At 49.3% G+C, this 23,405-nt stretch carries 18 protein-coding genes; 16 read left to right on the top strand and 2 right to left on the bottom strand.

The annotated features are described in order from the left end of the window. Nucleotides 1-17 precede the first annotated feature (17 nt). The 5 genes from DWZ40_RS10810 (at nt 18) to DWZ40_RS10790 (ending at nt 7,363) form a co-directional block, all read left to right on the top strand. Entirely contained in the window at nt 18-2,300 is a 2,283-nt protein-coding gene (locus DWZ40_RS10810; RefSeq protein ID WP_118543055.1) for a hydratase, read from the top strand. 186 nt (nt 2,301-2,486) lie between these two features. Further along, on the top strand, nt 2,487-3,425 hold the full coding sequence (locus tag DWZ40_RS10805; protein WP_118543054.1) for a LysR family transcriptional regulator: 939 nt from the start codon (nt 2,487-2,489) through the stop codon (nt 3,423-3,425). 112 nt (nt 3,426-3,537) lie between these two features. Then, entirely contained in the window at nt 3,538-5,493 is a 1,956-nt protein-coding gene (locus DWZ40_RS10800; RefSeq protein ID WP_118543053.1) for an aconitate hydratase, read from the top strand. Between the two features lie 83 nt (nt 5,494-5,576). Continuing rightward, nucleotides 5,577-7,067 (top strand): C69 family dipeptidase, encoded by a 1,491-nt coding sequence (locus DWZ40_RS10795; protein WP_118543052.1) that lies wholly within the window; start codon nt 5,577-5,579, stop codon nt 7,065-7,067. A 50-nt stretch (nt 7,068-7,117) separates the two neighbouring features. Further along, the gene (locus tag DWZ40_RS10790) at nt 7,118-7,363 is read left to right on the top strand and encodes a LysR family transcriptional regulator (protein WP_118719619.1); all 246 of its coding nucleotides are present in this window, start codon (nt 7,118-7,120) and stop codon (nt 7,361-7,363) included. A gap of 86 nt (nt 7,364-7,449) precedes the next feature. Here DWZ40_RS10790 and DWZ40_RS10785 read toward each other — a convergent pair whose 3' ends face one another. Further along, entirely contained in the window at nt 7,450-8,370 is a 921-nt protein-coding gene (locus tag DWZ40_RS10785) for a LysR family transcriptional regulator (RefSeq protein WP_182431715.1), read from the bottom strand. A gap of 261 nt (nt 8,371-8,631) precedes the next feature. Between DWZ40_RS10785 and DWZ40_RS10780 the strand changes: the two genes are divergently transcribed. The 6 genes from DWZ40_RS10780 (at nt 8,632) to DWZ40_RS10755 (ending at nt 16,721) form a co-directional block, all read left to right on the top strand. Then, on the top strand, nt 8,632-9,804 hold the full coding sequence (locus tag DWZ40_RS10780; protein ID WP_118543049.1) for an isocitrate/isopropylmalate family dehydrogenase: 1,173 nt from the start codon (nt 8,632-8,634) through the stop codon (nt 9,802-9,804). Between the two features lie 228 nt (nt 9,805-10,032). Next, complete coding sequence (locus DWZ40_RS10775; protein ID WP_118543048.1) at nt 10,033-10,905, top strand: MurR/RpiR family transcriptional regulator; 873 nt, start codon at nt 10,033-10,035, stop codon at nt 10,903-10,905. Between the two features lie 185 nt (nt 10,906-11,090). Continuing rightward, on the top strand, nt 11,091-12,011 hold the full coding sequence (pfkB, locus tag DWZ40_RS10770; RefSeq protein ID WP_118543047.1) for a 1-phosphofructokinase: 921 nt from the start codon (nt 11,091-11,093) through the stop codon (nt 12,009-12,011). 3 nt (nt 12,012-12,014) lie between these two features. Then, complete coding sequence (locus DWZ40_RS10765) at nt 12,015-14,069, top strand: fructose-specific PTS transporter subunit EIIC (protein ID WP_118543046.1); 2,055 nt, start codon at nt 12,015-12,017, stop codon at nt 14,067-14,069. A 374-nt stretch (nt 14,070-14,443) separates the two neighbouring features. Then, complete coding sequence (locus DWZ40_RS10760) at nt 14,444-15,874, top strand: amino acid permease (RefSeq protein WP_118543045.1); 1,431 nt, start codon at nt 14,444-14,446, stop codon at nt 15,872-15,874. 175 nt (nt 15,875-16,049) lie between these two features. Next, nucleotides 16,050-16,721, top strand: a complete 672-nt coding sequence (locus DWZ40_RS10755) for a GntR family transcriptional regulator (RefSeq protein WP_118543044.1) — start codon at nt 16,050-16,052, stop codon at nt 16,719-16,721. A 101-nt stretch (nt 16,722-16,822) separates the two neighbouring features. On the opposite strand, the gene DWZ40_RS10750 is transcribed toward DWZ40_RS10755, so the two are convergent. Next, on the bottom strand, nt 16,823-17,491 hold the full coding sequence (locus tag DWZ40_RS10750; RefSeq protein ID WP_182431714.1) for a hypothetical protein: 669 nt from the start codon (nt 17,489-17,491) through the stop codon (nt 16,823-16,825). A gap of 238 nt (nt 17,492-17,729) precedes the next feature. Between DWZ40_RS10750 and DWZ40_RS10745 the strand changes: the two genes are divergently transcribed. The 5 genes from DWZ40_RS10745 to DWZ40_RS10725 form a co-directional block, all read left to right on the top strand. Next, complete coding sequence (locus DWZ40_RS10745; RefSeq protein WP_118543042.1) at nt 17,730-18,854, top strand: PrpF domain-containing protein; 1,125 nt, start codon at nt 17,730-17,732, stop codon at nt 18,852-18,854. A 114-nt stretch (nt 18,855-18,968) separates the two neighbouring features. Next, on the top strand, nt 18,969-21,236 hold the full coding sequence (locus tag DWZ40_RS10740; protein WP_118543041.1) for a hydratase: 2,268 nt from the start codon (nt 18,969-18,971) through the stop codon (nt 21,234-21,236). A 16-nt stretch (nt 21,237-21,252) separates the two neighbouring features. Next, a complete protein-coding gene (locus tag DWZ40_RS10735) occupies nt 21,253-22,647 on the top strand; it encodes an MmgE/PrpD family protein (RefSeq protein WP_118543040.1) in 1,395 nt (464 codons plus the stop codon). A 12-nt stretch (nt 22,648-22,659) separates the two neighbouring features. After that, nucleotides 22,660-22,953: a citrate lyase acyl carrier protein gene (gene citD, locus DWZ40_RS10730; RefSeq protein WP_118543039.1), complete on the top strand. Its 294-nt coding sequence runs from the start codon at nt 22,660-22,662 to the stop codon at nt 22,951-22,953. Beyond that, nucleotides 22,896-23,405: aldolase/citrate lyase family protein (locus DWZ40_RS10725; RefSeq protein WP_347560071.1), on the top strand; the 510-nt coding region annotated here is incomplete at its 3' end. The genes citD and DWZ40_RS10725, both read left to right, overlap by 58 nt.

Genomic DNA, 23,405 nt, shown 5'->3' with positions numbered 1-23,405 from the left:
ACAGGAGGAGAGTTCGTATGGTTAAGTTACACGATGGCGGTGTTTATCTCGTAAACGGCGAGACCCTGGTTCCAGAGGCAGAGGCTGCAAAGGTTGAGCAGATGAGCGGCAAGCCAGTTGCAAAAGAAGAGGCAAAGAAAGGTACCATTGCGTATGGCATCATGAAGGCACATAACCAGTCTGAGAACATGGACAAGCTTCAGATCAAATTTGATGCTATGGTTTCCCACGATATCACATTTGTTGGGATCATCCAGACTGCACGTGCGTCAGGAATGGAGAAGTTCCCGCTTCCTTACGTTTTAACCTGCTGCCACAACTCTCTGTGTGCAGTTGGCGGTACCATCAACGATGATGACCATTACTTTGGTCTTTCCGCAGCAAAGAAATATGGTGGTCTCTTTGTTCCGCAGCACATTGCAGTATGCCACCAGTACATGCGTGAGTGTTTCGCAGGCGGCGGCAAGATGATCCTTGGTTCTGACTCCCACACCCGTTATGGTGCACTGGGTACCATGGCCATCGGTGAGGGCGGCGGTGAGCTGTCCAAGCAGCTGTTGAAGCAGACTTACGATGTTGCTTATCCGGGCGTGATCGCAATTTACTTAACCGGGAAGCCACAGCCGTTCGTAGGACCGCACGATATCGCACTCGCCATCTGCGGCGCTGTTTACAAGAATGGTTATGTAAAGAATAAAGTAATGGAGTTCGTTGGACCTGGCGTTTCTTCCATGACAACTGACTACCGTAACGGTGTGGATGTTATGACCACCGAGACCACCTGCCTGTCCTCTATTTGGAGAACCGATGATGATACCAAGGCATTCCTGGAGAAACATCACCGCGGGGATGAGTTTAAGGAGCTGAATCCGGAAGCAGTTGCTTATTACGATGGCTGTGTTGAAATCGATTTAAGCACCATCAAGCCGATGATCGCGCTTCCGTTCCATCCGTCCAATGCTTACGAGATCGATTACCTGTATGAGAACCTCGAAGACATCCTGCGCGAGACCGAGAAGGCTGCAGAGCAGGTTGCAGAGGGCAGAGCACATTTTACCTTACTTGACAAAATTACCAAAGATGGTAAACTTCAGGTACAGCAGGGTATCATCGCTGGCTGTGCTGGCGGTAACTACACCAACGTGGTAGAGGCTGCACATGCATTGAAGGGCAAGAACATTGGAGACGGTGAGTTCTACTTATCTGTATATCCTTCCTCCCAGCCGGTTTACACCGATCTGGACCGCAAGGGTCTGTTAGCTGACTTGATGGATGCTGGTGCGATCATCCGCTCCGCATTCTGTGGACCGTGCTTCGGCGCAGGCGATACCCCGGCTAACAATGCACTTTCCATCCGTCATACGACCAGAAACTTCCCGAACCGCGAAGGCTCCAAGCCGGGTAACGGACAGATGTCCGCAGTTGCCCTTATGGATGCACGTTCCATCGCAGCAACTGCAGCAAATGGCGGTAAGCTGACTTCCGCTGAGACCATGGATTGCTGGGGCGATATTCCGGAGTACAACTACGAGGATCGCGCGTACAAGGCGAGAGTATACAATGGTTACAACAAGGCAGAAGAGGATTCCGAGCTGCGCTTTGGTCCGAACATCAAAGACTGGCCGGAGATGGAGGCACTTTCCGACAATATCCTTCTGAAAGTTTCTTCCAAGATCCTGGATGAAGTAACCACCACCGATGAGCTGATCCCGTCTGGTGAGACTTCTTCCTACCGTTCCAATCCGCTTGGACTGGCTGAGTTCACCCTCTCCAGACGTGATCCGGAGTACGTAGGCCGTGCGAAGGCAGTCCAGGCTATGGAAAAGGAACGTCTTGCAGGTAAGGTAAATGCAGAGATCGCTGAGGTGATGAAGGTTGTCAATACCATTCCGGGTCAGGAGCAGGTAAAGGCAGAAGATGTTGAGATTGGTTCCAGCATTTATGCAAACAAGCCTGGCGATGGTTCTGCACGTGAGCAGGCCGCTTCCTGCCAGAGAGTCCTGGGTGCCCTTGCAAACATTACCCAGGAATACGCAACCAAGCGTTACCGTTCCAACTGCATGAACTGGGGTATGCTTCCGTTCCACTTAAAGGGCGAGCCGACCATGTTCGAGGTAGACGATTACATCTATGTTCCGAATGTGCGCACTGCATTAGAAGGTGATCTGGCTGACATTCCGGCTTATGTGATCAAGAATGGCAAGGCAGAGGAAATTCACCTCTACATCCAGCCGATGACAGAGAACGAGCGCAAGATCGTAAAGGCAGGCTGTCTCATCAACTTTAACAGAAACAAATAATCAGCAAGGATTCCTCATCTGATACAGATGGCGGAAGAAACAATAGACGAAAGAATGAAACGATAGAAACAGATAAGATTCCCACCGTTTTACGGCTTATCTGCTACTATAAAACTCCTTATGTAAGTGTAAGAACAAAATGGGGCTGTCTGGACAGGCAGCTCCGTTTTGTAGTTGGAGGAAACGATGGAATTAAGACAATTTACCTATGTCCGCCAGGTGGCGGAGTCTGGAAGTTTTACAAAAGCCGCTGCGAAGCTTTTCATCAGTCAGCCGGCGCTCAGCAATTATGTCAGTAAAGTAGAGGAAGACCTTGGCGTGAAGCTGTTTGACCGGTCTGCAAATCCGCTGAAACTGACTTACGCGGGAGAACAGTATGTAAAACGTGCCAAAGCAATCCTGGGGCAGATGGAAGAGATGAACCGGGAACTTAGGGACATCACCCATCATATGACAGGGCGTCTGCGGATCGGGTTTCCGAGTGAGCGGATCGTGTACATGCTGCCGCTTCTTTTAAAACCGTTAAAGGACCGCTATCCAGGCATTGATGTAGAAGTTTCTACGGGTCCTGGAAACCAGCTGATCGCGGACTTGAAAGCGGGCAATGTGGATTTTGTGTTTTTGCCGTATTGGACCCCGTTAAAAGATATCGTTCAGGTAGAAGTTTCGCAGGAAGAGCTGGTGCTGGTTGCCGCAAAAGAATATATGAACGAATCCTGTTTTCTGGACCGGGGAAAAAAGATCATTAACTGGAAAGAAGCAGCAAAACTGCCGCTTATTACCTTGAAAAAAGGACATGCACTGCGTTCGAGCGTAGATGTTTTGTATGCCAATGCGGAAGTGAAGCCAAACATTTTCTTTGAATCGCACAGCAATATGTTGTCCTACCGCCTGGCAGCCCAGGGGCTTGGCGTGGCAATCATTCCGGAGATTACGCTGGAACTGATGGAAGGTGGCATGGAGGCGGAGGTTTATCATCTTTCCGTTACACCGGTTCAGTGGCCGGTCATGGTATTGTACCGGGAAGGCTGCTATATCGGGGAAGTGGAACAGGCACTTCTGGACATCGCACGGGAGACCATGCAGGCTCATAAGAAAAAGCTATGGGCTTCATTTGCAAAATGAAATTTTACTTATAATCAGTACCCACTTATAATGAGCTCAGAAGTTGAGAATCAGTTACTGTTTGCGGTTGTATGAACAGTAACCAGAGTCATTTAAGGAGGGTACTTTTTTCATGGGAAAGAATCTGACAAGAAAAATCCTGGAGAGTCATCTGGCAAAGCCGTCTGCCATGAATCCGGGCGATGAGATCTATGTAAAGGTGGATCAGACTTTGACACACGACATCAATGCGGTGATGACGTATCTGGCGTTTGAGGCCATTGGTCTGGACCGGACGCAGGTGGAGACCAGCGTGAGCTATCTGGACCACAACCTGTTATATCTGGATAACAAGACGCCGGATGACCACATTTATCTGCAGTCTGTGGCAAAGCGTTATGGTGTGCATGTTTCCAGACCGGGCAACGGAATCTGCCATGCGGTACATGTAGCGAGATTTGGTGTTCCGGGCAAGCTGAGCATGGGTGGTGACAGCCACACACCGCACGGCGGTTCCATCGGTATGCTGTGCATCGGCGTGGGTGGTATGGACGTGGCAACGGCAATGACCGGTGTTCCGATGCGTCTGAAAATGCCGCAGATCATCAAAGTAAACTTGAAAGGTCATCTAAAACCGGGCTGCAATGCCAAGGAAATCATCCTGGAGATGCTTCGCCGGGTTGGCATCAAGGGCGGCCTTGGAAAAGTATTTGAGTATGTAGGAGAGGGTGCTGCAGGTTTGGAGGTTGCAGAGCGTGCGACTATCACGAACATGGGCGCAGAGATGGGTGCGACCACTTCCATTTTCCCAGCAGATGAGCAGGTGCGCAAATTTATGAGGGCACAGGGCCGGGAAGATCAGTATGTGGAGATGATTCCGGATGCAGATGCCGAATACGATGGCGAGATGGAGCTCAACCTGGATGAGCTGGAACCGCTGATCGCTTGCCCGCATCAGCCAGATAATGTGATGCCGTTAAAGGATGCGGAGAAGAAAAAAGTACAGCAGGTATTCATCGGAAGCTGTACGAATGCAAGTTATTCCGATATCGCGAAAGTTGCGCTGGTATTACGGGGCAGACATGTCAATGAGGATGTGAGCTGCACCTGCGCGGTTTCTTCCAAACAGGTATATAAGCAGCTGCTGCGTGACGGATATCTGGAGATGCTGATCGATGCCGGTGTGCGGATCCTGGAGACCGCCTGCGGCCCGTGCTGTGCAATCGGCCAGTCACCGGCTACCAAGGGCGTGGCTGTGCGAACCTCCAACCGGAACTTCAAGGGACGCGCCGGTAACCCGACTGCGGAGATTTATCTGGTAAGTCCGGAGAGTGCGGCAGCAACTGCCATTCTTGGAACCTTTGCAACCGCAGAAGATATTCTGGGCGAAGATGTCGCAAAACTGGCAGAGATTCATGAGCCGGAAGTCTATCCGGTCGATGATTCCATGATCATCAAACCGCTTCCGGAGGAAGAGGCAAAGAAAGTTGAAGTGGTAAAAGGGCCGAACATCAAATTCCTTCCGGTTCCGGAGCAGCCGGCCGAGCATCTGTGCGTTCCGGTCAGCTTAAAGACGGTGGACAACATCACGACCGACGATATTACTCCGGCCAGCGCAGAATTCTCCAGCATGCGCTCTAATATTCCGCTTATGAGCCAGTACTGTTATCACCGCTACGATCCGGAGTTTGCGGCAAGGGCAAAAGAGATGGGACAGAGCATCATCATCGGCGGCGAGAACTATGGTCAGGGATCTTCCCGCGAACACGCAGCCATCAACCCGATGTACTTAGGCGTACGTGCCGTGATCGCAAAGAGCATTGCGCGTATCCACAAGGGCAACTTGATCAATCATGGCATTATCCCGATGATCTTTGAGGATCCGGCAGATTACGACAAGATCGAGCAGGGAGACGAACTGGAAATCAACGGACTGTTAGAGCAGATGCAGACGAAAGAGGTGGAAGTGCGCGACAATACAAAGGGTGTGACATTCAAGGCGCGTCTGGAACTTTCTGATAGTGAGCTGGAGGTGATTTCCTGCGGCGGACAGCTGCGGTATCTGAAGAAGCAGTTGGGCAAGGAATAGAAGTTCTGTCTTTCTCATTGTTTTTTTCTGTATCCTGCGGTAAGATTGTTATATAGAAAAATTGACATCAGGAGGATACAAACATGGCTTGTACAACAATTCTTGTAGGAAAACATGCATCTTACGACGGTTCTACCATGATCGCCCGGAACGATGATTCCGGATCCGGTCATTTTACCCCGAAAAAATTTGCAGTCATTCATCCGGAGGAGCAGAAGCGGACTTACCGTTCTGTGTTGTCTCATGTGGAAGTGGAACTTCCAGAGCATCCGTACCAGTTTACAGCGGTTCCAAATGCAGTGGAAGGAAAAGGAATCTGGGCAGCCAGCGGCGTGAATGAAAAGAACGTGGCTATGACTGCCACTGAGACCATCACGTCCAATCCCCGGGTGCTTGGCGCAGATCCTCTGGTGGAATACCAGCCTGCGGAGGACGGGAAAGAGGAAGTGCCGGGCGGCATCGGTGAGGAGGATATCGTTTATCTGGTACTTCCTTACATAAACAGTGCCCGGGAAGGTGTACTTCGTCTGGGAAGCCTTTTGGAGACTTACGGAACCTATGAGAAGAATGGCATCGCATTCCAGGATCAGGATGAGATCTGGTGGCTGGAAACCATTGGCGGCCATCACTGGATCGCGAAGAAGGTTCCGGATGACCGGTATGTAGTGATGCCGAACCAGTTTGGCATGGATGAATTTGACCTGGAAGATGCGTTTGGTGCAAAAAAAGAACATCTCTGCTCTGCGGATTTGAGAGAGTTTATTGCAAAAAATCATCTGGATCTGAGGCTGGATGAGGAAAGTGTCTTTTGTCCGCGCGATGCATTTGGCAGTCACACGGATTCCGACCACGTTTATAACACGCCGCGCGCATGGTACATTGAGCGCTGCCTGAATCCACATACCTTTACCTGGGATGGGGCAGATGCCGAATATGGTCCAGAGTCGGATGATATCCCGTGGAGCCTGGTCCCGGAGAAGAAACTGACCGTGGAAGATGTGAAATATGTGCTTTCCACCCATTACCAGGGAACGCCATACGATCCGTATACGCACAGTGGAAATCTTTCTGAGCGGGGAAAATATCGTGCGGTTGGGATTAACCGGAATGACTTTGTATCTGTGATCCAGATGCGTCCGGATCAGCCGGGGGATGCGGCGGTGATTCAGTGGCTGGCCTTTGCCTCGAATGCGTTCAATGTGTTGGTGCCGTTTTATGCAGGTGTTTCGGAGACACCGGAGTATCTTGCCAATACGACCAAAGAAGTTTCTACCGATAATTTTTATTGGAACAGCCGCCTGATCGCAGCCATGACCGATGCTTCCTACGGAAAATCCATTGTCCATGTGGAGCGTTATCAGCTGGCAGTTCAGTCGGATGCGTATGCGATCCTGCACAAATATGATGCAGCTTTAAAGCAGACAGAGAATATGGAAGAACGACGGATCCTGCGGGAAGATGCAAACCGGGAGATTGCACAGATGTTAAAAGAAAAGACGGCAGACACCCTGGATAAGGTTCTGTTTGAATTGAGCAGTCAGATGAAGAATGCTTTTTCCAGATCGGATAACTAGTGTGCAAAGAAATCTTGTTTGGAGTGCAGGATCGAATGGGGGAAAAGTGTATGAATGAGAAAGAACTTCGCTATATGAAATGCATCGCAGAGGCAGGAAGTATCCAAAAAGCAGCGGTTCTGCTTCGGAAGAATCCTTCTTCCTTAAGTCGTGCGGTGCACCGTGTGGAGGAAGATATGGATATTATCCTTTTTAAGCGGACTCCAGAGGGGCTGCGGCCAACGCAGGAGGGAGAATTGTACCTTCAGGCGGCGGGAGAGATTCTTTCCATGTATGATGAGTTAAAAGAAAAATAGGATGATATAGCAAAAATAGATGGTGGCAGCAGTTCATCAAATGATTGAAAAGCAGATATCTGTAAAAAAATCCAGCAGGCGAAGTATTACACTTCGTCTGGCTGGATTTTTTGTTTCAGAAAACGGATAAATTCTTTTGCGCACCGGGAAAGCGGGCGTCCGTCCGGGTAGCCGATGACCAGCTTCCAGGATGCGTTCAATGCCGGATCCAGTGGATAGCAGGCGAGGTTTTCGACACCGGAAAAAAGATTCAAATAAGAATGCGGGAGAAAGGTGATCCCCATACCGACAGCAGCCAGGCGTTTGGCTGTTTCCATATTTTTTGTGGTATAGCGGATATTGGGTTTGATGGAGAGCTGGGACAGAATCGAGTCTGCCACCTGCCGCAGTTTTTGTCTGCTTGCTACCATGAGGAAAGGTTCTTGTTCCAACGCTTTCAGATCGTAGATGCTTAAAGTGCGGCAGTCTGGAAATTGGTATTTACGGGCAAGCGTAAGCGGCATGACCAGATAGAAGTCATCTTCGGCTAACAGATCATAGTGGATGGCTTCATTGGGTGTTTCGTAGTGCATGACAGAAAAATCGAGTTTTCCGGACAGCATCCGTTTGTCCAGTTCCGTGGAGTTGTTTTCTTTAAACTGTACGGTAATGTCCGGATAAATCTGCTGGAAGGCAGGAAGAATCCTCGGGAGAAGATAGGCGCCAAGATTGAAGGGAATGCCAAAAGTCAGGCTTCCCTTACGCAGCTGGCGGTATTCGTCCAGATCGGTTTCCAGCTTTCTGTATCGGTCCAGGATGTTTCTTGCGGTTTTCAGATAATGCGCTCCGAATGCAGTAGGAACCAGACCTTCCTGGGTACGCGAAAAGATCCGGGTGCCAAATTCCTGCTCGACTTTATTTAAAGATTCGCTGAGAGATGGCTGGGAGATAAAGAGCTCCTGTGCAGCCCTTGTGATAGTTCCGTGTTCTGCAATGGTAAGCATATAGAGCAGTTCGTTCTGTGTCATGGAGAAACCTCCGGATATTCTGGGATGATATGGCTGGCATATGGTGCGACAGCAGTGTATGGCCATGCTATAGTTTGTATAGTTCTATAGTTTAGTTTACCACACATCATGCAAAAATCCTATATGAGATATGCTGATTTATGTATTTTACCTATGAATAACTCCATGTTAAGATAAAGCCATAACAAACAACGAGATTGCAGTTCATATCCAATGTGGATCATGAGCGGCAACAGACGAATCATTCATGGAGGGAAAATCATGGAGAAGAATGTAGAGAACGTAAAAGCTGCACAGGAAAAATTCGGGGAATTGATCCAGTCTGAGTTTGAGCGCATCGAGCGCATGAAAGCAGACAACGAGGTGACCGACTTCGACAAACTGGAAAAGATCGTAATCGGTGTACTGCCGGGCGATGGCATTGGCCCGATCATCATGAAGCAGGCACTTCGCGTGTTAAACGATCTGCTTGCACCGGAGATTGCAAGCGGCCGTATTGAGATCCGCGAGATTGAGGGCATGACCATTGAAAACCGTGCCGCAAAGCTGCAGAGCCTTCCGGACGATGTATTTGAAGAAATCAAGAAATGTAATGTTCTGATTAAAGGACCGATGGTTACCCCGCGTGCCGGTGAGCCGTGGCCGAACCTGGTATCCGCAAACAGCCTCTTACGCCGTGGGCTGGAGCTGTTCGCAGCGGTCCGCCCGATCAAGATCCCGGAGAAGAACATCGACTGGACCTTCTTCCGTGAGAACATTGAGGGTGAGTATATCTGGGGCAATAAGGGCATTCAGGTGAATGATGACCTGGCAGTCGACTTCAAGGTTCAGACCAAACAGGGAAGTGAGCGTATCGCGAGAGCTGCTTTCGAGTTTGCAAGAAAGAACGGCAAGAAGAACGTGACCATCGTAACCAAGGCAAACATCGTAAAGCTGGCTGACGGCAATTTTATCAAAGCTGTCCGCAAGGTTGGCGAGGAATATCCGGAGATTGAAATCCAGGAGCGTCTGGTTGACGCAATGTGCGCAAAGATGCTGGATCCGGAATTCAACAAGGGTATTGAGGTTGTAGTTCTGCCGAACCTGTACGGCGATATCGTAACCGATGTAGCTGCAGAGCATCAGGGAGGTCTGGGAACCGCTTCTTCCTCCAACCTGGGCAACAAGTACGCGATGTTTGAGGCGATTCACGGAACTGCTCCGTTCCTGATCAACCACGGCAGAGGCGATTACGCAGATCCGTGTTCCCTGATTCGCGCAGCCGGCATGCTGATGGCGCACATCGGTTATGCGGACCGCAAAGAGATTCTGGAGAAGGCCCTGGACATCTGCACCATCACCGAGCGCAAGAAAGTGGTTACCACCGATGTAGATGGCGCAAGCGCAGCAGAGTTCACTGATTATCTGTTAGAGACCATCGACAAAATTAAATAATTGATACAGTTTCCCCTTCCTGGAAAGTCTGTCGCAGAAATGGCATGATGCCTGAACCTGCGGCGGGCTTTTCTGTGTTTTGACGTGAAAATCAGTGGAGCGTCTAGTTGTTTTATCCATTTCTTTTTTGCAGGAGCTGTGTTATAGTGTTTTAGAAAACAAGTTTGTAACGGTTTGCCTGGCGCGTGAACCGTTACGCAAATTTATATGAAATCGGAAGTGGACGGAATGAATGAAGCGCGGAATGCAACGTCGGTGATCTGTTCGGCCTATGACAGTTTTTTTGAGGCAGAGAAAAAGATCGCGGATTTTTTGATGGAACACAAGGCAGAGGCGGCAGGTATGACTGTCGGGGAGCTGGCCAAAGCAAGCCAGACCAGCGATGCAACGGTGTCACGCTTTTGCCGCAGATGCGGCTTTAAGGGCTTTCAGGATTTAAAGCTGGCTCTGACCAGGGAACTTTTGGAGGAAGAGCACCAGGAGCAGGAGGTTACGAATGAGATTGACCGGAATGATCTGGCGCAGTCACTGAAAAATATCCTGGCAAACAAGGTGGCGGAGCTGACGGAGACGTTTCGTATGATGAATCCGGAAAATCTGGAGCAGATATTAAGAAAACTGGAGCATGCAAAAACGGTACAGTTGGCGGCGGTAGGAAATACCTTGCCGGTTGCACTTGATGGCGCGTTTAAATTGAACCAGCTTGGAATCCCGGCTGTGGCAGGAACCATCTGGGAGGCACAGACGGCATATGCCCTGAATCTGGGACCGGAGGACGTGGTCCTTATGATTTCGAACTCCGGTACCTCCAACCGCCTGCAGATTTTGGCGGAGGGCTCGAAGGAGAACGGAGCAACCGTGATCCTGATCACGAATAACCCGGAATCGCCGCTCGCACAGATGGCAGATTACCGCATCATTACGGCAACGAGGGAAAAACTTTTCACGGAAGAATTCTGGTTCTCCCGTGTCGCGGCGACAGCGGTGATGGAGATGCTGTATCTGCTTCTGATGGCGGGAAAGAAAGATGCCCCGGAACATATCCGGCGTCATGAAAAAGCCATTTCCGCGGATAAACAGCAGGAAAAAAGGAAAGAATAATATCGGGATTTTCAACAAAAAAAGGCGGGATTTTCGAATAGAGACCCCGTCTTTTTATTTCATTTGACGAAAATCGATATGAAATAAACTTTCATATAAAACACTGTTGACGAAAACCAAAAATCATATTATGATGAATTCAACGATAAGAAATAAAATTTCTTAAAACCGAGGAGAGATGACATATGATTTACACAGTAACCTTTAATCCGGCCCTGGACTATGTGATCGCTGTGGATCATTTTGTACCGGGTCAGATCAACCGCACGAAGGAAGAAACGATGGTCTGCGGAGGAAAAGGCATCAACGTATCAGCCTTACTTGCCAATCTGGGGGTTGAGAGTACAGCTCTTGGATTTGTAGCTGGCTTTACCGGGGAAGAAATTGTACGCCGGTGTCAGAAGGCAGGGTTTCACTCAGATTTTATCCGCGTAAAAGAAGGCTTGTCCCGCATCAACGTGAAGATGAAATCGGATGAAGAGACCGAAATCAATGGAATGGGACCACGCATTACGGAAAAAAATGTGGAACTTCTGTTTGAACAGCTTGATTTCCTGAAAGCGGACGATGTTTTAGTGCTTTCCGGCAGCATTCCATCGAGTTTAAGCAGCAGCATCTACAAGGAAATCATGGAACGGCTTTCTGGCCGTGATATTCGGATTGTAGTCGATGCAGAAAAGCAGCTTCTCTTGGAAGTGCTTTCGCTTCACCCATTCCTCATTAAGCCAAACAACCAGGAACTGGAGACGATGGCGGGAAAAACACTTTCCACCAGGGAAGAAATTCTGGAGGCTGCGAAATGGCTGCAGGGTCAGGGGGCACGCAATGTACTGGTGTCGATGGCAAAGGATGGAGCTTTGCTTCTGACAGAAGATGGAGACGTTTACGAGGAAGGAGTATGCCGCGGAACAGTGGTCAACTCTGTGGGAGCTGGGGATTCCATGGTGGCAGGCTTCCTTGCCGGGTATTTTAAGACAGGAGATTATGGTTACGCATTAAAGCTTGGAACCGCCAGCGGCGGAGCGACTGCTTTTTCACATGGCATTGGCAGCCGGGAAAAAATTATAGAACTGTTGAAACAGCTGACTGAGAAACAGGGGGAGTAACGTATGCGTATTACAGAGTTGCTGAAAAAGGAAAGTATTGGACTGGGAGTATCCGTATCTACAAAAGAAGAAGCGATCGATAAGCTTGTTAATCTGATGGATGCGGGCGGCAGATTAAGGGATAAACAGGGGTATAAGGAAGGAATTCTGGCAAGGGAAGCACTTGGAAGCACGGGAATCGGCGGCGGAATCGCGATTCCGCATGCGAAGGTGGAAGCAGTAAAGGAGCCGGGACTGGCTGCCATGGTCGTGCCGGACGGTGTGGATTATGAAGCGTTTGACGGTTCCCTGGCACACATCCTGTTTATGATCGCGGCACCGGCAGAAGGGGCAGATGTGCATCTGGAAGCATTATCCAGACTGTCCACATTGTTGATGAATCTGGACTTTATGGAGGGATTATTGAAGGCGGATTCCAAAGAAGCATTTTTGAAGGTCATTGATGATGCGGAGACTGCAAGATTCGGAGTGGAAGAAGCAGAAGAAAAAGATGCTGAAAAAGATGCGGAAGGGAAGACCGTTGAAAATGCTGCAGAATCCGCAAAGAAAGAAAACACAAATTCTGCGGCAGTTTCTGCAAAAGATAGGGTAGAAGATAAAAAGTCTGGAGACCAAAAGTCAAAAGCGTCAGGTCAGAAGTCAGGTTACCGTGTTCTGGCAGTCACAGCTTGCCCGACCGGCATTGCCCACACCTATATGGCTGCGGAAAGTCTGGAAAACATGGCGAAAAAGCTTGGTATTTCCATCAAGGTTGAGACGGACGGCTCCGGCGGTGCCCAGAATGTGCTGACGAAAAAAGAAATTGAGGCAGCCGAGGCAATTATTGTTGCAGCGGATAAGAATGTTGGTATGGCACGCTTCCACGGAAAACCAGTAATTCAGGTTCCGGTTGCGGATGGCATTCACAAGGCAGAAGAACTCTTAACCCGTGCCGTGAGCGGCAATGTTCCGGTTTACCATCACACAGAGGATGGAGAACAGGCAGAAAAAACAGAAGGGGGAAAGGACAGCATCGGAAGAACCATTTACAAGCATCTGATGAATGGTGTGTCCCATATGCTTCCGTTCGTGATCGGCGGCGGCATCCTGATCGCACTGGCGTTTTTGCTGGATGATTATTCCATTGATCCTTCCAACTTTGGTAAAAACACACCGCTCGCAGCTTACTTAAAGACCATCGGAGAGCAGGCCTTTGGCATGATGCTTCCGATCCTTGCCGGTTTCATTGCCATGAGCATTGCAGACCGTCCGGGACTGGCGGTTGGTCTGGTTGCAGGTCTGATCGCAAAGATGGGCTGTACCTTTGCGAACCCGGCAGGCGGCGATGTGAATGCCGGATTCTTAGGCGCGCTGTTTGCCGGTTTTGCAGGCGGTTATCTGGTTCTTGGATTGAAGAAGCTGTTTTCGAAGCTGCCAAAATCCTTAGAGGGGATCAAACCGGTTCTTCTGTATCCGGTAATCGGTATTTTCCTGGCAGCAGTCGTAACAACCTTTATCAACCCGTACATGGGTATGATCAACAATGCACTGAGTAATTTCTTACATGGCATGGGCGGCACCAGCCGTATCGTGCTTGGCATGATCCTTGGCGGTATGATGTCCATCGATATGGGCGGTCCATTCAATAAGGCAGCTTACGTGTTTGGAACGGCGCAGCTTGCAGAAGGCAACTTTGAAGTCATGGCAGCCGTTATGGCAGGCGGTATGGTTCCGCCGATCGCAATCGCACTGTGCACTACCTTTTTCCCGAAGAAATTTACGGAGAAGGAACGTCAGTCTGGTCTGGTGAACTATGTCATGGGACTTTCCTTCATTACAGAAGGTGCCATTCCGTTTGCAGCACAGGATCCGCTGCGTGTGATTCCATCCTGTGCGATCGGTGCTGCGGCAGCAGGAGGACTTTCCATGGCATTTGGATGTACGCTCCGGGCACCGCATGGCGGCATGTTTGTGCTTCCTACCATCGGCAATCCGCTTATGTATCTGGCGGCGGTTGTGATCGGATCGGTGATCGGATGTGTGATTCTTGGATTTTTGAAGAAGAATATGGAAGACTAGGAGCTTGCACGGACTGGAAAAGAATGTTGTATGCGTGAAGAAAAACGACAGGAAAAGTATAAGGGAACTTGAACGGTTTTACCAATCGGTAAATGGGAGTATTTTGCAATAAATAGGAAAGGAAGGAATCCGGCTGAGGGGAGAAAAGTCGGATTCCTTCCTTTGTTTCATAGTCCGCAATTTCTTGTGAAACAAAAAGGATTCATCGGCTGTTTGCTAAAACAGGGAGAGGGAAAGTTGTGTTCATTCGTCAAAAATTGTCAACAATCTACAATAAACTATTTACAATCGAACCAATTAACGATAAAATAGGAGTACTTAGTAACTGTCGAGATATCAGATGGTTATATGATAAAAAACAAAGGAGAGGAATTATGTCAGACAAAAACAAGATCACATGGAGTGCGCTTGCTCTCATGGCATTTTCAACGGTATGGGGATTCGGAAACATTGTGAACGGCTTCGTGTATTTCAACGGAGTCCAGGTTATTTTCAGCTGGCTGTTAATGTTTGCGCTGTATTTTATCCCTTATGCGCTCATGGTAGGTGAACTGGGTTCTGCATTTAAGAGCACAAGCGGCGGCGTGAGCGGCTGGCTCTTTGAGACAACCGGAGCGAAGATCGCTTATTATGCAGGCTGGACCTATTGGGCATGCCACATCACCTACATTGCAAGTAAATCGAGCGGCGGCTTAAAGGCGTTAAGCTGGGCAGTGTTCCGCAATGCCGAGACCTACGACACACTTCCGACACACATGATTCAGATTGCAACCCTGATTGTATTCTTAATCGGCTGTTACGTAGCCAGCAAGGGCTTAAATCCGTTAAAAAAGATGCTTACCCTTGCGGGAACTACGACATTTATTATGTCTCTGCTTTACATCGTGATGATGCTCGCAGCACCAGCGATCAACCCGGCAGCAGAGTACACCCATGCGGATTTCTCATTAAAGGGTTTGATTCCGCAGTTCAATTTAGGCTATGTGACATCCATTTCTATTCTGGTATTTGCCGTGGGTGGATGTGAGAAGATTTCACCGTATGTAAATAAGGTAGAAAACCCAAGCAAGGGATTCCCGAAAGGCATGATCGCACTTGCCGGTATGGTGGTTGTCTGTGCAATTCTTGGTACTTTGGCTATGAGCCGTATGTTTGATCCGGCTGTGATCAATGCGAGTGAGGAAAGCTTCAATGCCTATGCGGCAAATGGTTCCTACTGGGCATTCCAGAAGCTTGGCCAGTATTATCATCTTGGCGATACCTTCCTGATCATTTATGCACTTTGCAACGTGATCAGTCAGTTTGCGGTTCTGGTACTCAGCATCGATGCACCGCTGCGAATGCTGTTAGACAATGAAAGCACCGCACAGTTTATCCCTTCTGCGTTAAAGAAAAAGAACCAGTACGGCGTATACAGCAATGGTATTAAGATGGTAGTTGTACTTTCCGGCGCGATCATTCTGGTACAGTCTTTTGTACCGGGAGCAGCAGCGGTTCTGCGTCAGCTGACCAAATTAAATTCTGTCTGCATGCCGATGCGTTATTTATGGGTGTTTGTTGCTTATATTGCTTTGCGCGGAGCCGTTGACAAGATTCCGGCCGAGTACCGCTTCGTGAAAAACCAGGCAGTAGCAAAGTTTTTCGGCGGCTGGTGTTTCTTTGTGACGGCAGCAAGCTGTCTTTTAGGTATGTATGATAAGAATCCATTCACCTTTGCATTGAATGTGATCACTCCGGTCGTTTTAACAGCACTGGGACTGGTCCTTCCGCAGATTGCAAAAAGAGAAAAAGAGAAGCAGGCTTAATGCCGAAATAAAAAGTAAAGTGGGATATCAGAAAAACATTCTGAGTTCCACTTTACTTGTTTAAAGTGCTATGGTACAATAGCAAAAACTGATACACGAAAACACAAATTGGAGGACAAGATCAAAGCATTATGGACACGCATTGCGTGGGTCCTGGCAGAAAACAAGAGGTAACATGGGCAGACTGGATTATCGGACATTAAGAGAAAACGTTGCAGACGAGATCAGAATGAAGATTATAAGCGGGGAACTTACTCCCGGCGCAAGAATTGTGGAGCAGGACCTGGCATCGGAATTCGGTGTCAGCAGAGGTCCCGTAAGGGAAGCATTGCGTCAGCTGGAGGAAGAGGGCCTGGTAGAATATACCCGTAATGCCGGCTGTTCTGTGCGTCAGATCGGCCCGGAGGATATTTACGAGATTTATTATATGCGGGCAAATTATGAGATGATGGCGGTAAAGCTTTACGGAAAGGCATTTCCGAAAGAAACATTAGAGCAGATGCAGCATATTTTAGACCAGATGACACAGCTGGACTGCAAGGCTTATCGGGAGGTCTTTGAGCTGGATAACCGTTTTCATGCACAGATCATGGATTTAGTTCCATTTAAACGTCTGAAAAAGGCCTGGGAAGATTTAAACTATGGGAATATCGTGATCGGTTATAATATGTTTGTAGACCGTCAGGATGTCACGGAAATCCAACACCGGATCCATGAAAAACTGTTGTCTGTCTGCAGAAATGGAAGTCTGGAGGAGATTGTGGAGGCCATTCAGTATCATTATCTGTACGGCCTCGAAAAGCTTATCCGGAAGATGAAACAGGAGACGGATGCGCAGAGCGCGTAAATCGCGGAAAATGGAAGAACGTGTAAGTAAAAATAAAAAAGTAAAAGTAAAATACAAAAAAACGAGAATACGCACAAAGACGTGTTCTCGTTTTTTTAAGTTTATGACCGGCTGGAACCGGCAACGATCACGCGGGAGCCGCCTTCGGTTCTGCTCTCCTGGGTGGTCTGCTTGTTTGCGGTGCTGTTGTTCTGTTGGTTTGCTTCCTCGCCGATGGTAAAGGAGTTTGCGGTATCAACATGGGTGGTGCAGGTACCATCTGCGTTGAAGGTATAAGAAACACCGCTTATGGTGCGGGTGGTCCCGGCATACATGACACCATTTGACGGGTCAAAGTAATAGGTGTTTCCATTGACGTTCTGGAAGCCGGTCTGCATCTTGCCGTCGGTTCCGAATAAGTACCAGCTGCCGCCGATTTCCATGGCAACGTTTAACGCACATTTTCCGGATTCCGGATAGAAATAGTAGCGGGAACCGCTTATGGTTCTCCAGCCGGTCCAGAGTGCGCCGTCATCATTCATATAGTAGTAATCCTGATCCAGGTGAAGCCAGCCGGTAACCAGGCTGCCGTCGGAGAGGGCATAGTAGTATTTGTCGGAAGCAGTATCATGGATCAGACCAGTACCCAGAGAACCGTCTGCCTGGTAGTAATAAAGCTTACCATTTGATTTGGTTACGCCTGCAGCGTATGCACTGAAGCAGCTTCCAAGCACCATGGTTCCTGCCAGTCCGGCAAGAAGTACAGTTTTTATCTTATGATTCTTTCTCATTTCTGAAATCCTCCATTTATGTAACATCTTTTTTGTTTCTATTATAAACCCTGGAATCGTTCTAGGGTCAAGTTTTTTCACCGATAGAAATTATTTCCCAAATTAGAATTGGATATTATAGAAACATTCCAAATAGTTATTGATAACGATAAAAATAGACCATTTTACTTTATGATATGGATAACGTATAGTAAAGATAACAAAAAACGAGCATGAAATCGGAAAGGAGTTGTCAGTTATGTATATGAAAAAGTATCCATGCGTGTATATGCGCGGCGGTACCAGCAAAGCCGTATTTTTCCATGAGAAAGACCTTCCGGAGGACAAAAGTCTCTGGGATGAAATTTTTCTGAAAGTGATGGGAACGCCGGATGTGAAGCAGATTGATGGAATGGGAGGTACCGTCTCTTCCACCAGTAAAGTCGCGATTATTTCCCCGTCAGACCGGGAGGACGTCGATGTAAACTATACTTTCAAGCAGGTTGATATCGTGATCCCGCGTGTGGATGGAAGCGCAAACTGTGGCAATATTTCTTCTGCAGTAGGACCATTTGCGATTGATGAGGGACTCGTCCCGGCAGTAGAACCGATTACAGTCGTGAGAGTATTAAACACCAACACCAACAAGATCATTGAAGAACATGTACGCGTGGAAGACGGACATGCCATGGTACACGGCGATGAGGTCATCAAGGGTGTTCCAGGAACCGGATCCCGCATCGATATGTACTTTGAAGATCCGGCTGGTTCCAAGACCGGAAAGCTGTTTCCGACCGGAAACAAGCGTGATATCTTCGATGTTCCGGGATATGGCGAGATTGAAGTGACCGTACTGGACTGCTCTAACCCGATGGTATTTATCCGGGCAAAGGATCTGGGAATCAAGGGAACGGAGCTGGTGGAATTAAACCAGAATCAAGATGTGATGGAGTACATTGAGCGGATCCGCTGTATCGCAGCGCAAAAATGTGGCTTTGTAGAGAACTGGGAGGATGCGAGAACGAAATCCACCTCTGCGCCGAAGGTTTCGATTATTTCCGAGCCGCAGAATTACATTGACATGGACAAAAATGAGGTCAAAGCAGAGTCCATGGATATCTGCTGCCGGGCTATTTCTGTAGGATCCCTGCATAAAGCTTACCCGATGACCGTTGCAGTCGGAACCGGGGCAGCCGCAAGAATTCCGGGAACCATTGTAAATGAGATCGCGAAACCGGCACCGGATCAGGATATCATCCGGATCGGCCATTCCAGCGGCGTGACAGAAGTGGATGTCAAGATGGACGGCGAGCGTGTCATTAAGGGCGGCGTGACCCGTACCGCAAGACGGATCATGGACGGCTGGGTTTACGTCAGAGACTGATGCAGCCCGAAGCACCGACAAAATCCATTACTGTATGCGTAATGTGTAAAAAATGCATTTGGAAAACGGAAAACCGGTCCACATTCGTTTGGAAAATGAGAGGAGAATATTCACATGGTAACCTTACATGAAGGAAAACATTACATTGTAAAGAATGATCATATCGCAACTGCAGAGGAGGCTGCAAAGCTTTCTGCCGAAGAGGGCAGGAAACAAACCCTGACCTATCAGGTGCTGGAAAAGCACAATCACTCTGATAACATGGAGCATCTGGAGATCAAATTTGATTCTATGGGCGTTTACGACAATACCTACGTTGGTATCTTGCAGACTGCATATGCAAGCGGACTGAAAGAATTCCCGATGCCGTGTGTCTTCACCAACTGCCATAACTGCCTGTGTGCAGTAGGCGGCACCATCAACACCGATGTACATAAATATGCAGAGTCTGCCTGCAAGAAGTCTGGCGGTATCTTTGTTCCGCCGCATGAAGCAGTCATTCACCAGTACATGCGTGAGATGATCGTCAAATCCGGTGATATGTCCATCGTATCCGATTCCCATACCCGTTATGGCACACAGGGTTCTGTATCCATCGGTGAGGGCGGTCCGGAGCTGGCAAAGGCAATGCTCGGAAAATATTATGAGATTGATTACCCGGAGGTGATCGGCGTATTCATGACCGGCGCACCGAAGCCGTGGGTAGGACCGATGGACGTGGCATTGAGCATCATCGGCAAGGTATTTAAGAACAACTTTGTAAAGAATAAAGTGCTGGAGTTCATCGGACCTGGCGTTGGCAGTCTGTCCATGGATTTCCGTAACGGCATTGACACCATGACCACCGAGTCTGCCTGCCTGTCCTCTGTATGGGCCACCGATGACAAGGTCAAAGAGTACTTCGAGATCCACAAGCGTCCGAATGATTTTAAGCGTATGCAGCAGGGTGACGCAGCTCTGTATGACGGCATCGTAGAGATCAATCTGGATACCATCGTTCCGATGATCGCATTGCCGTTCCATCCGAGCAATGCGTATCCGTTAGCAGATGTGATCGCAGATCCGGAAAAGTATCTGGGTATGGTAGAGAAAGAGGCAGAGCGTGTCTTCGAGAACAACAAAGACATCCACTTAGATCTGCGTTCCAAGATCCACAACGGAAAGATCAAGGTAGACCAGGCAGCGATCGCAGGCTGCGCAGCAGGCTCCTTTGAGAACATTTATGCGGTAGACCAGATCGCGAAGAGGTTAAATCACGGTCTTGGAACGTTCCCGTTAAACATCTACCCGGCATCCCAGCCGATCATGTATGAGTTAAACAAGATTGGTGTGCTGAATGACTTAATGAACTATGGTGCACGCGTGAAGACCGCATTCTGCGGACCGTGCTTCGGTGCTTCCGATGCTCCTGGCAACAACGATTTCTGTATCCGTCACAGCACCAGAAACTTCCCGAACCGCGAAGGTTCCAGCCCGGCAAACGGCCAGATCGCATCGGTAGCGCTGATGGATTCCAAGTCCATCGCGGCAACCGCATTCAACGGCGGCTACTTAACCTCTGCTGAGAGCTGTCCGGTTGAGTTCACAGTTCCGGCTTACGAGTTTAACAGCAACATTTACGATAACATCGTTTATAACGGTTATGGCAAGGCACAGCCGGAAACCGAGATCGTTTATGGCCCGTCCATCAAAGACTGGCCGCAGATGTCTGCCCTGACCGACAATCTGCTCCTTCAGGTGGCAAGTGTGATCCGTGATGAAGTAACCACCACCGATGAGCTGATCCCATCTGGTGAGACGGCATCCTACCGTTCCAATCCGTACAAGATCTCTGAGTTCACCCTGATCCGGAAAGATCCGGAGTACGTCGGCAAGGCAAAAGCCGTTCAGGTCTATGAGAAAGCCCGTGTGGCAGGCGATGCAGCAAAGACTGCGGAAGTTTACGAAGTTTTAAAGGCAGTTGGCGTCAACGCACCAACGGAAGAACTCATGAAGACCACTGGAATCGGTTCTGTTCTGTATGCAAAGCGTCCGGGCGATGGCTCTGCGCGTGAGTACGCAGCAAGCTGCCAGAAGGTACTGGGTGGTCTGGCAAACATCTGCATCGAGTATGCAACCAAGCGTTACCGCAGTAACTGTGTAAACTGGGGCATGCTGCCGTTCACCTACCCGGATGACAACATCAATCTGGAGGTTGGCGAGTATGTATACCTGCCGGGCATCCGCAAGGCGGTAGAAGATGGTGCAACCCGGTTTGAGGCAACCATCATCGGAAAAGACGGAAGCACCCGTACCATGGAGCTTCAGTTAAACGGTGTGACAGAGGCAGAGAAGAAAGTACTTCTGGCAGGCAGCCTGATCAACTCTTACAAAGCAGAATAGAAATGGGGGCGTGTGTATGTCGGATCTGCGGAAATTAGCACAATTTATTCATGACATCACATGGGACCAGCTGCCGGAGCGCGTGCGGGAAACTGCCGCGCTCCGCGTGCTTGATCTGGTCAGTGTGGCAGCCGGGGCGGCGAAAGATCCGCTGGTGGCAGCAGCGAAACAGGCACTGGGCGCGGTAAGCGGCTGTGGTAATGTTTCTGTCTGGGGCGATAGCCGGAAATATCCGCTGGCAACAGCCGCGATGTTAAATGCCATGCTGGCGCACACTCTGGAGCTGGACGATGTCCATACGGCATCTAAAACTCACGGCAGCGCAAGCCTGATCCCAGCCGCCTGGTCCTGTGCGGAGTATCTTGGGAAAAGCGGAAAAGAGTTCCTTCTGGCAGTGGTCTGCGGCTATGAGACTGTGAACCGGGTAGGCATGGCATTCGGAGTATCTGCGCATCGGAACCGGGGCTGGCATGCCACGGCAACCTGCGGCGTGTTTGGCTGCGCTGCTGCCTGCGCGAAGCTTCTGGATCTGAGCGTGGACCAGATCGTGTCAGCGCTTGGCATGGCGGGAACCCAGTCGAGTGGTGTCTGGGCTTTCCTGGGAGATGGAAGTAACTGCAAAATCCTGCATCCGGCGAGAGCTGCGGCAGACGGAATCGAGGCAGCATTTCTGGCAAAGGCAGGCATGACCGGCCCGGAGCATATTTTTGATGCGAAGGATGGCGGACTTTTGTTTGCCATGTCGGACGGCGGAGATGTTTCGAAACTCAGCCAGGGACTGGGGGAAGTTTATGAGATTTTAAATATGGATATGAAGCCTTATCCATGTTGCCGGAGCGCACACTGCGCGATCGATGCGGTTCTCGACATCCGCAGGCAGATGGAAGCGCACATGGGCCTTACGATCCAGACGGAAGGCGAGGCAGAGATTCTGGCAGAACAGATTCAGAAAATCGAGATCGATACTTATCTGGTGGGCTATAAACAGTGTGCGGTCAGCGATGGCTGTCTGCATCCAAAGACGATTCTGGATGCAAAATTTTCCACGCCATATTCCGTGGCAGCAGCATTTCTTTACGGAACCGTGGCAATGGGACAATTTGAACCGGAAGTTGTGGAGAAGAAAGCAGTTCAGGATCTGCTGGCAAAAGTTATCGTGCAGCCGTCAGACCGTTTTACGGAACAGTACCCGAAACATTGGGGCTGTTTTATGAAACTGACTATGCAGGATGGCACCTGCTATGAGACAGAGGTGGAAGATCCGTCAGGAAGTGTGGAACGTCCGTTAAGCAGAGCGCAGGCCAGAAACAAGGCAGAAGAATTTCTGTCGGTGGTATGTCCGGGACGTGAGCAGGAGACCATAGAGAAAATTTTAAATCTTGCGGGAAGCGAAAGGCTTCCGGTGATATAAGGAGGAAAAAGCATGTTAGTGAAGAAAGCTGCCATGGCAGGTACTCTGGAGTCCAGTGATGCCCAGGTTACTGTAGAGCCTGGAAATGGCACGGTAGAGCTTTCCATCGAGAGCAGTGTGATTCATCAGTTTGGAAAGCAGATCAAGGAAACGGTTCTGGAAACCTTAAACCGTCTGGAAGTAACCGATGCAAAGGTAACGGTGGTAGGCAAAGGAGCATTGGACTGCACCTTAAAGGCACGCGTTGAGTGTGCCGTATACCGCTCCAACGATATTACGGAAAAGAGTCCTGCAAGGGTGTCTTAAATGCCCTTGAGGTTTGCAAGTCTTCTGACCGACTGATCGGTATTGCTCTTTCCGGCGGTGACTACACCAAGGATCTGCAGACCGTGATCACCGGAACCGGTGTGGAGCTGCAGGGAGCAAGACAGCAGATGATCATCGCCGCAAGGGCAGCCGGTGTGCAGTGCTGGGATACCGTGTTCACCAACCTGGATGCTATGGATGTGTTCGAGGAAGAGGTCAAGATGATCAAGATGATGGGCTTCGATGGCAAATCCCTCGTAAACCCGCGTCAGATCGATGTTGTCCATAAGATCTTCACCCCGACCCAGAAGGAGATCATCTTCGCAGAGAAGGTCGTAAAAGAGATCGATGAGAAGAAGACACTGGGTATCGGCGTATTTACCGTAGACGGCAAGATGATCGATATCGCATTCTACGACGGCGCAAAGAGAACCATTGCATTAGCAAAAGCA

The sequence above is a fragment of the Clostridium sp. AF32-12BH genome, assembly GCF_003477935.1.
In the GTDB taxonomy this organism is placed as follows: Bacteria; Bacillota; Clostridia; order Lachnospirales; family Lachnospiraceae; genus Brotaphodocola.
The sequence above is the reverse complement of the archived record's forward strand: the minus strand, read 5'-3'. Positions and strand labels throughout refer to the sequence as shown.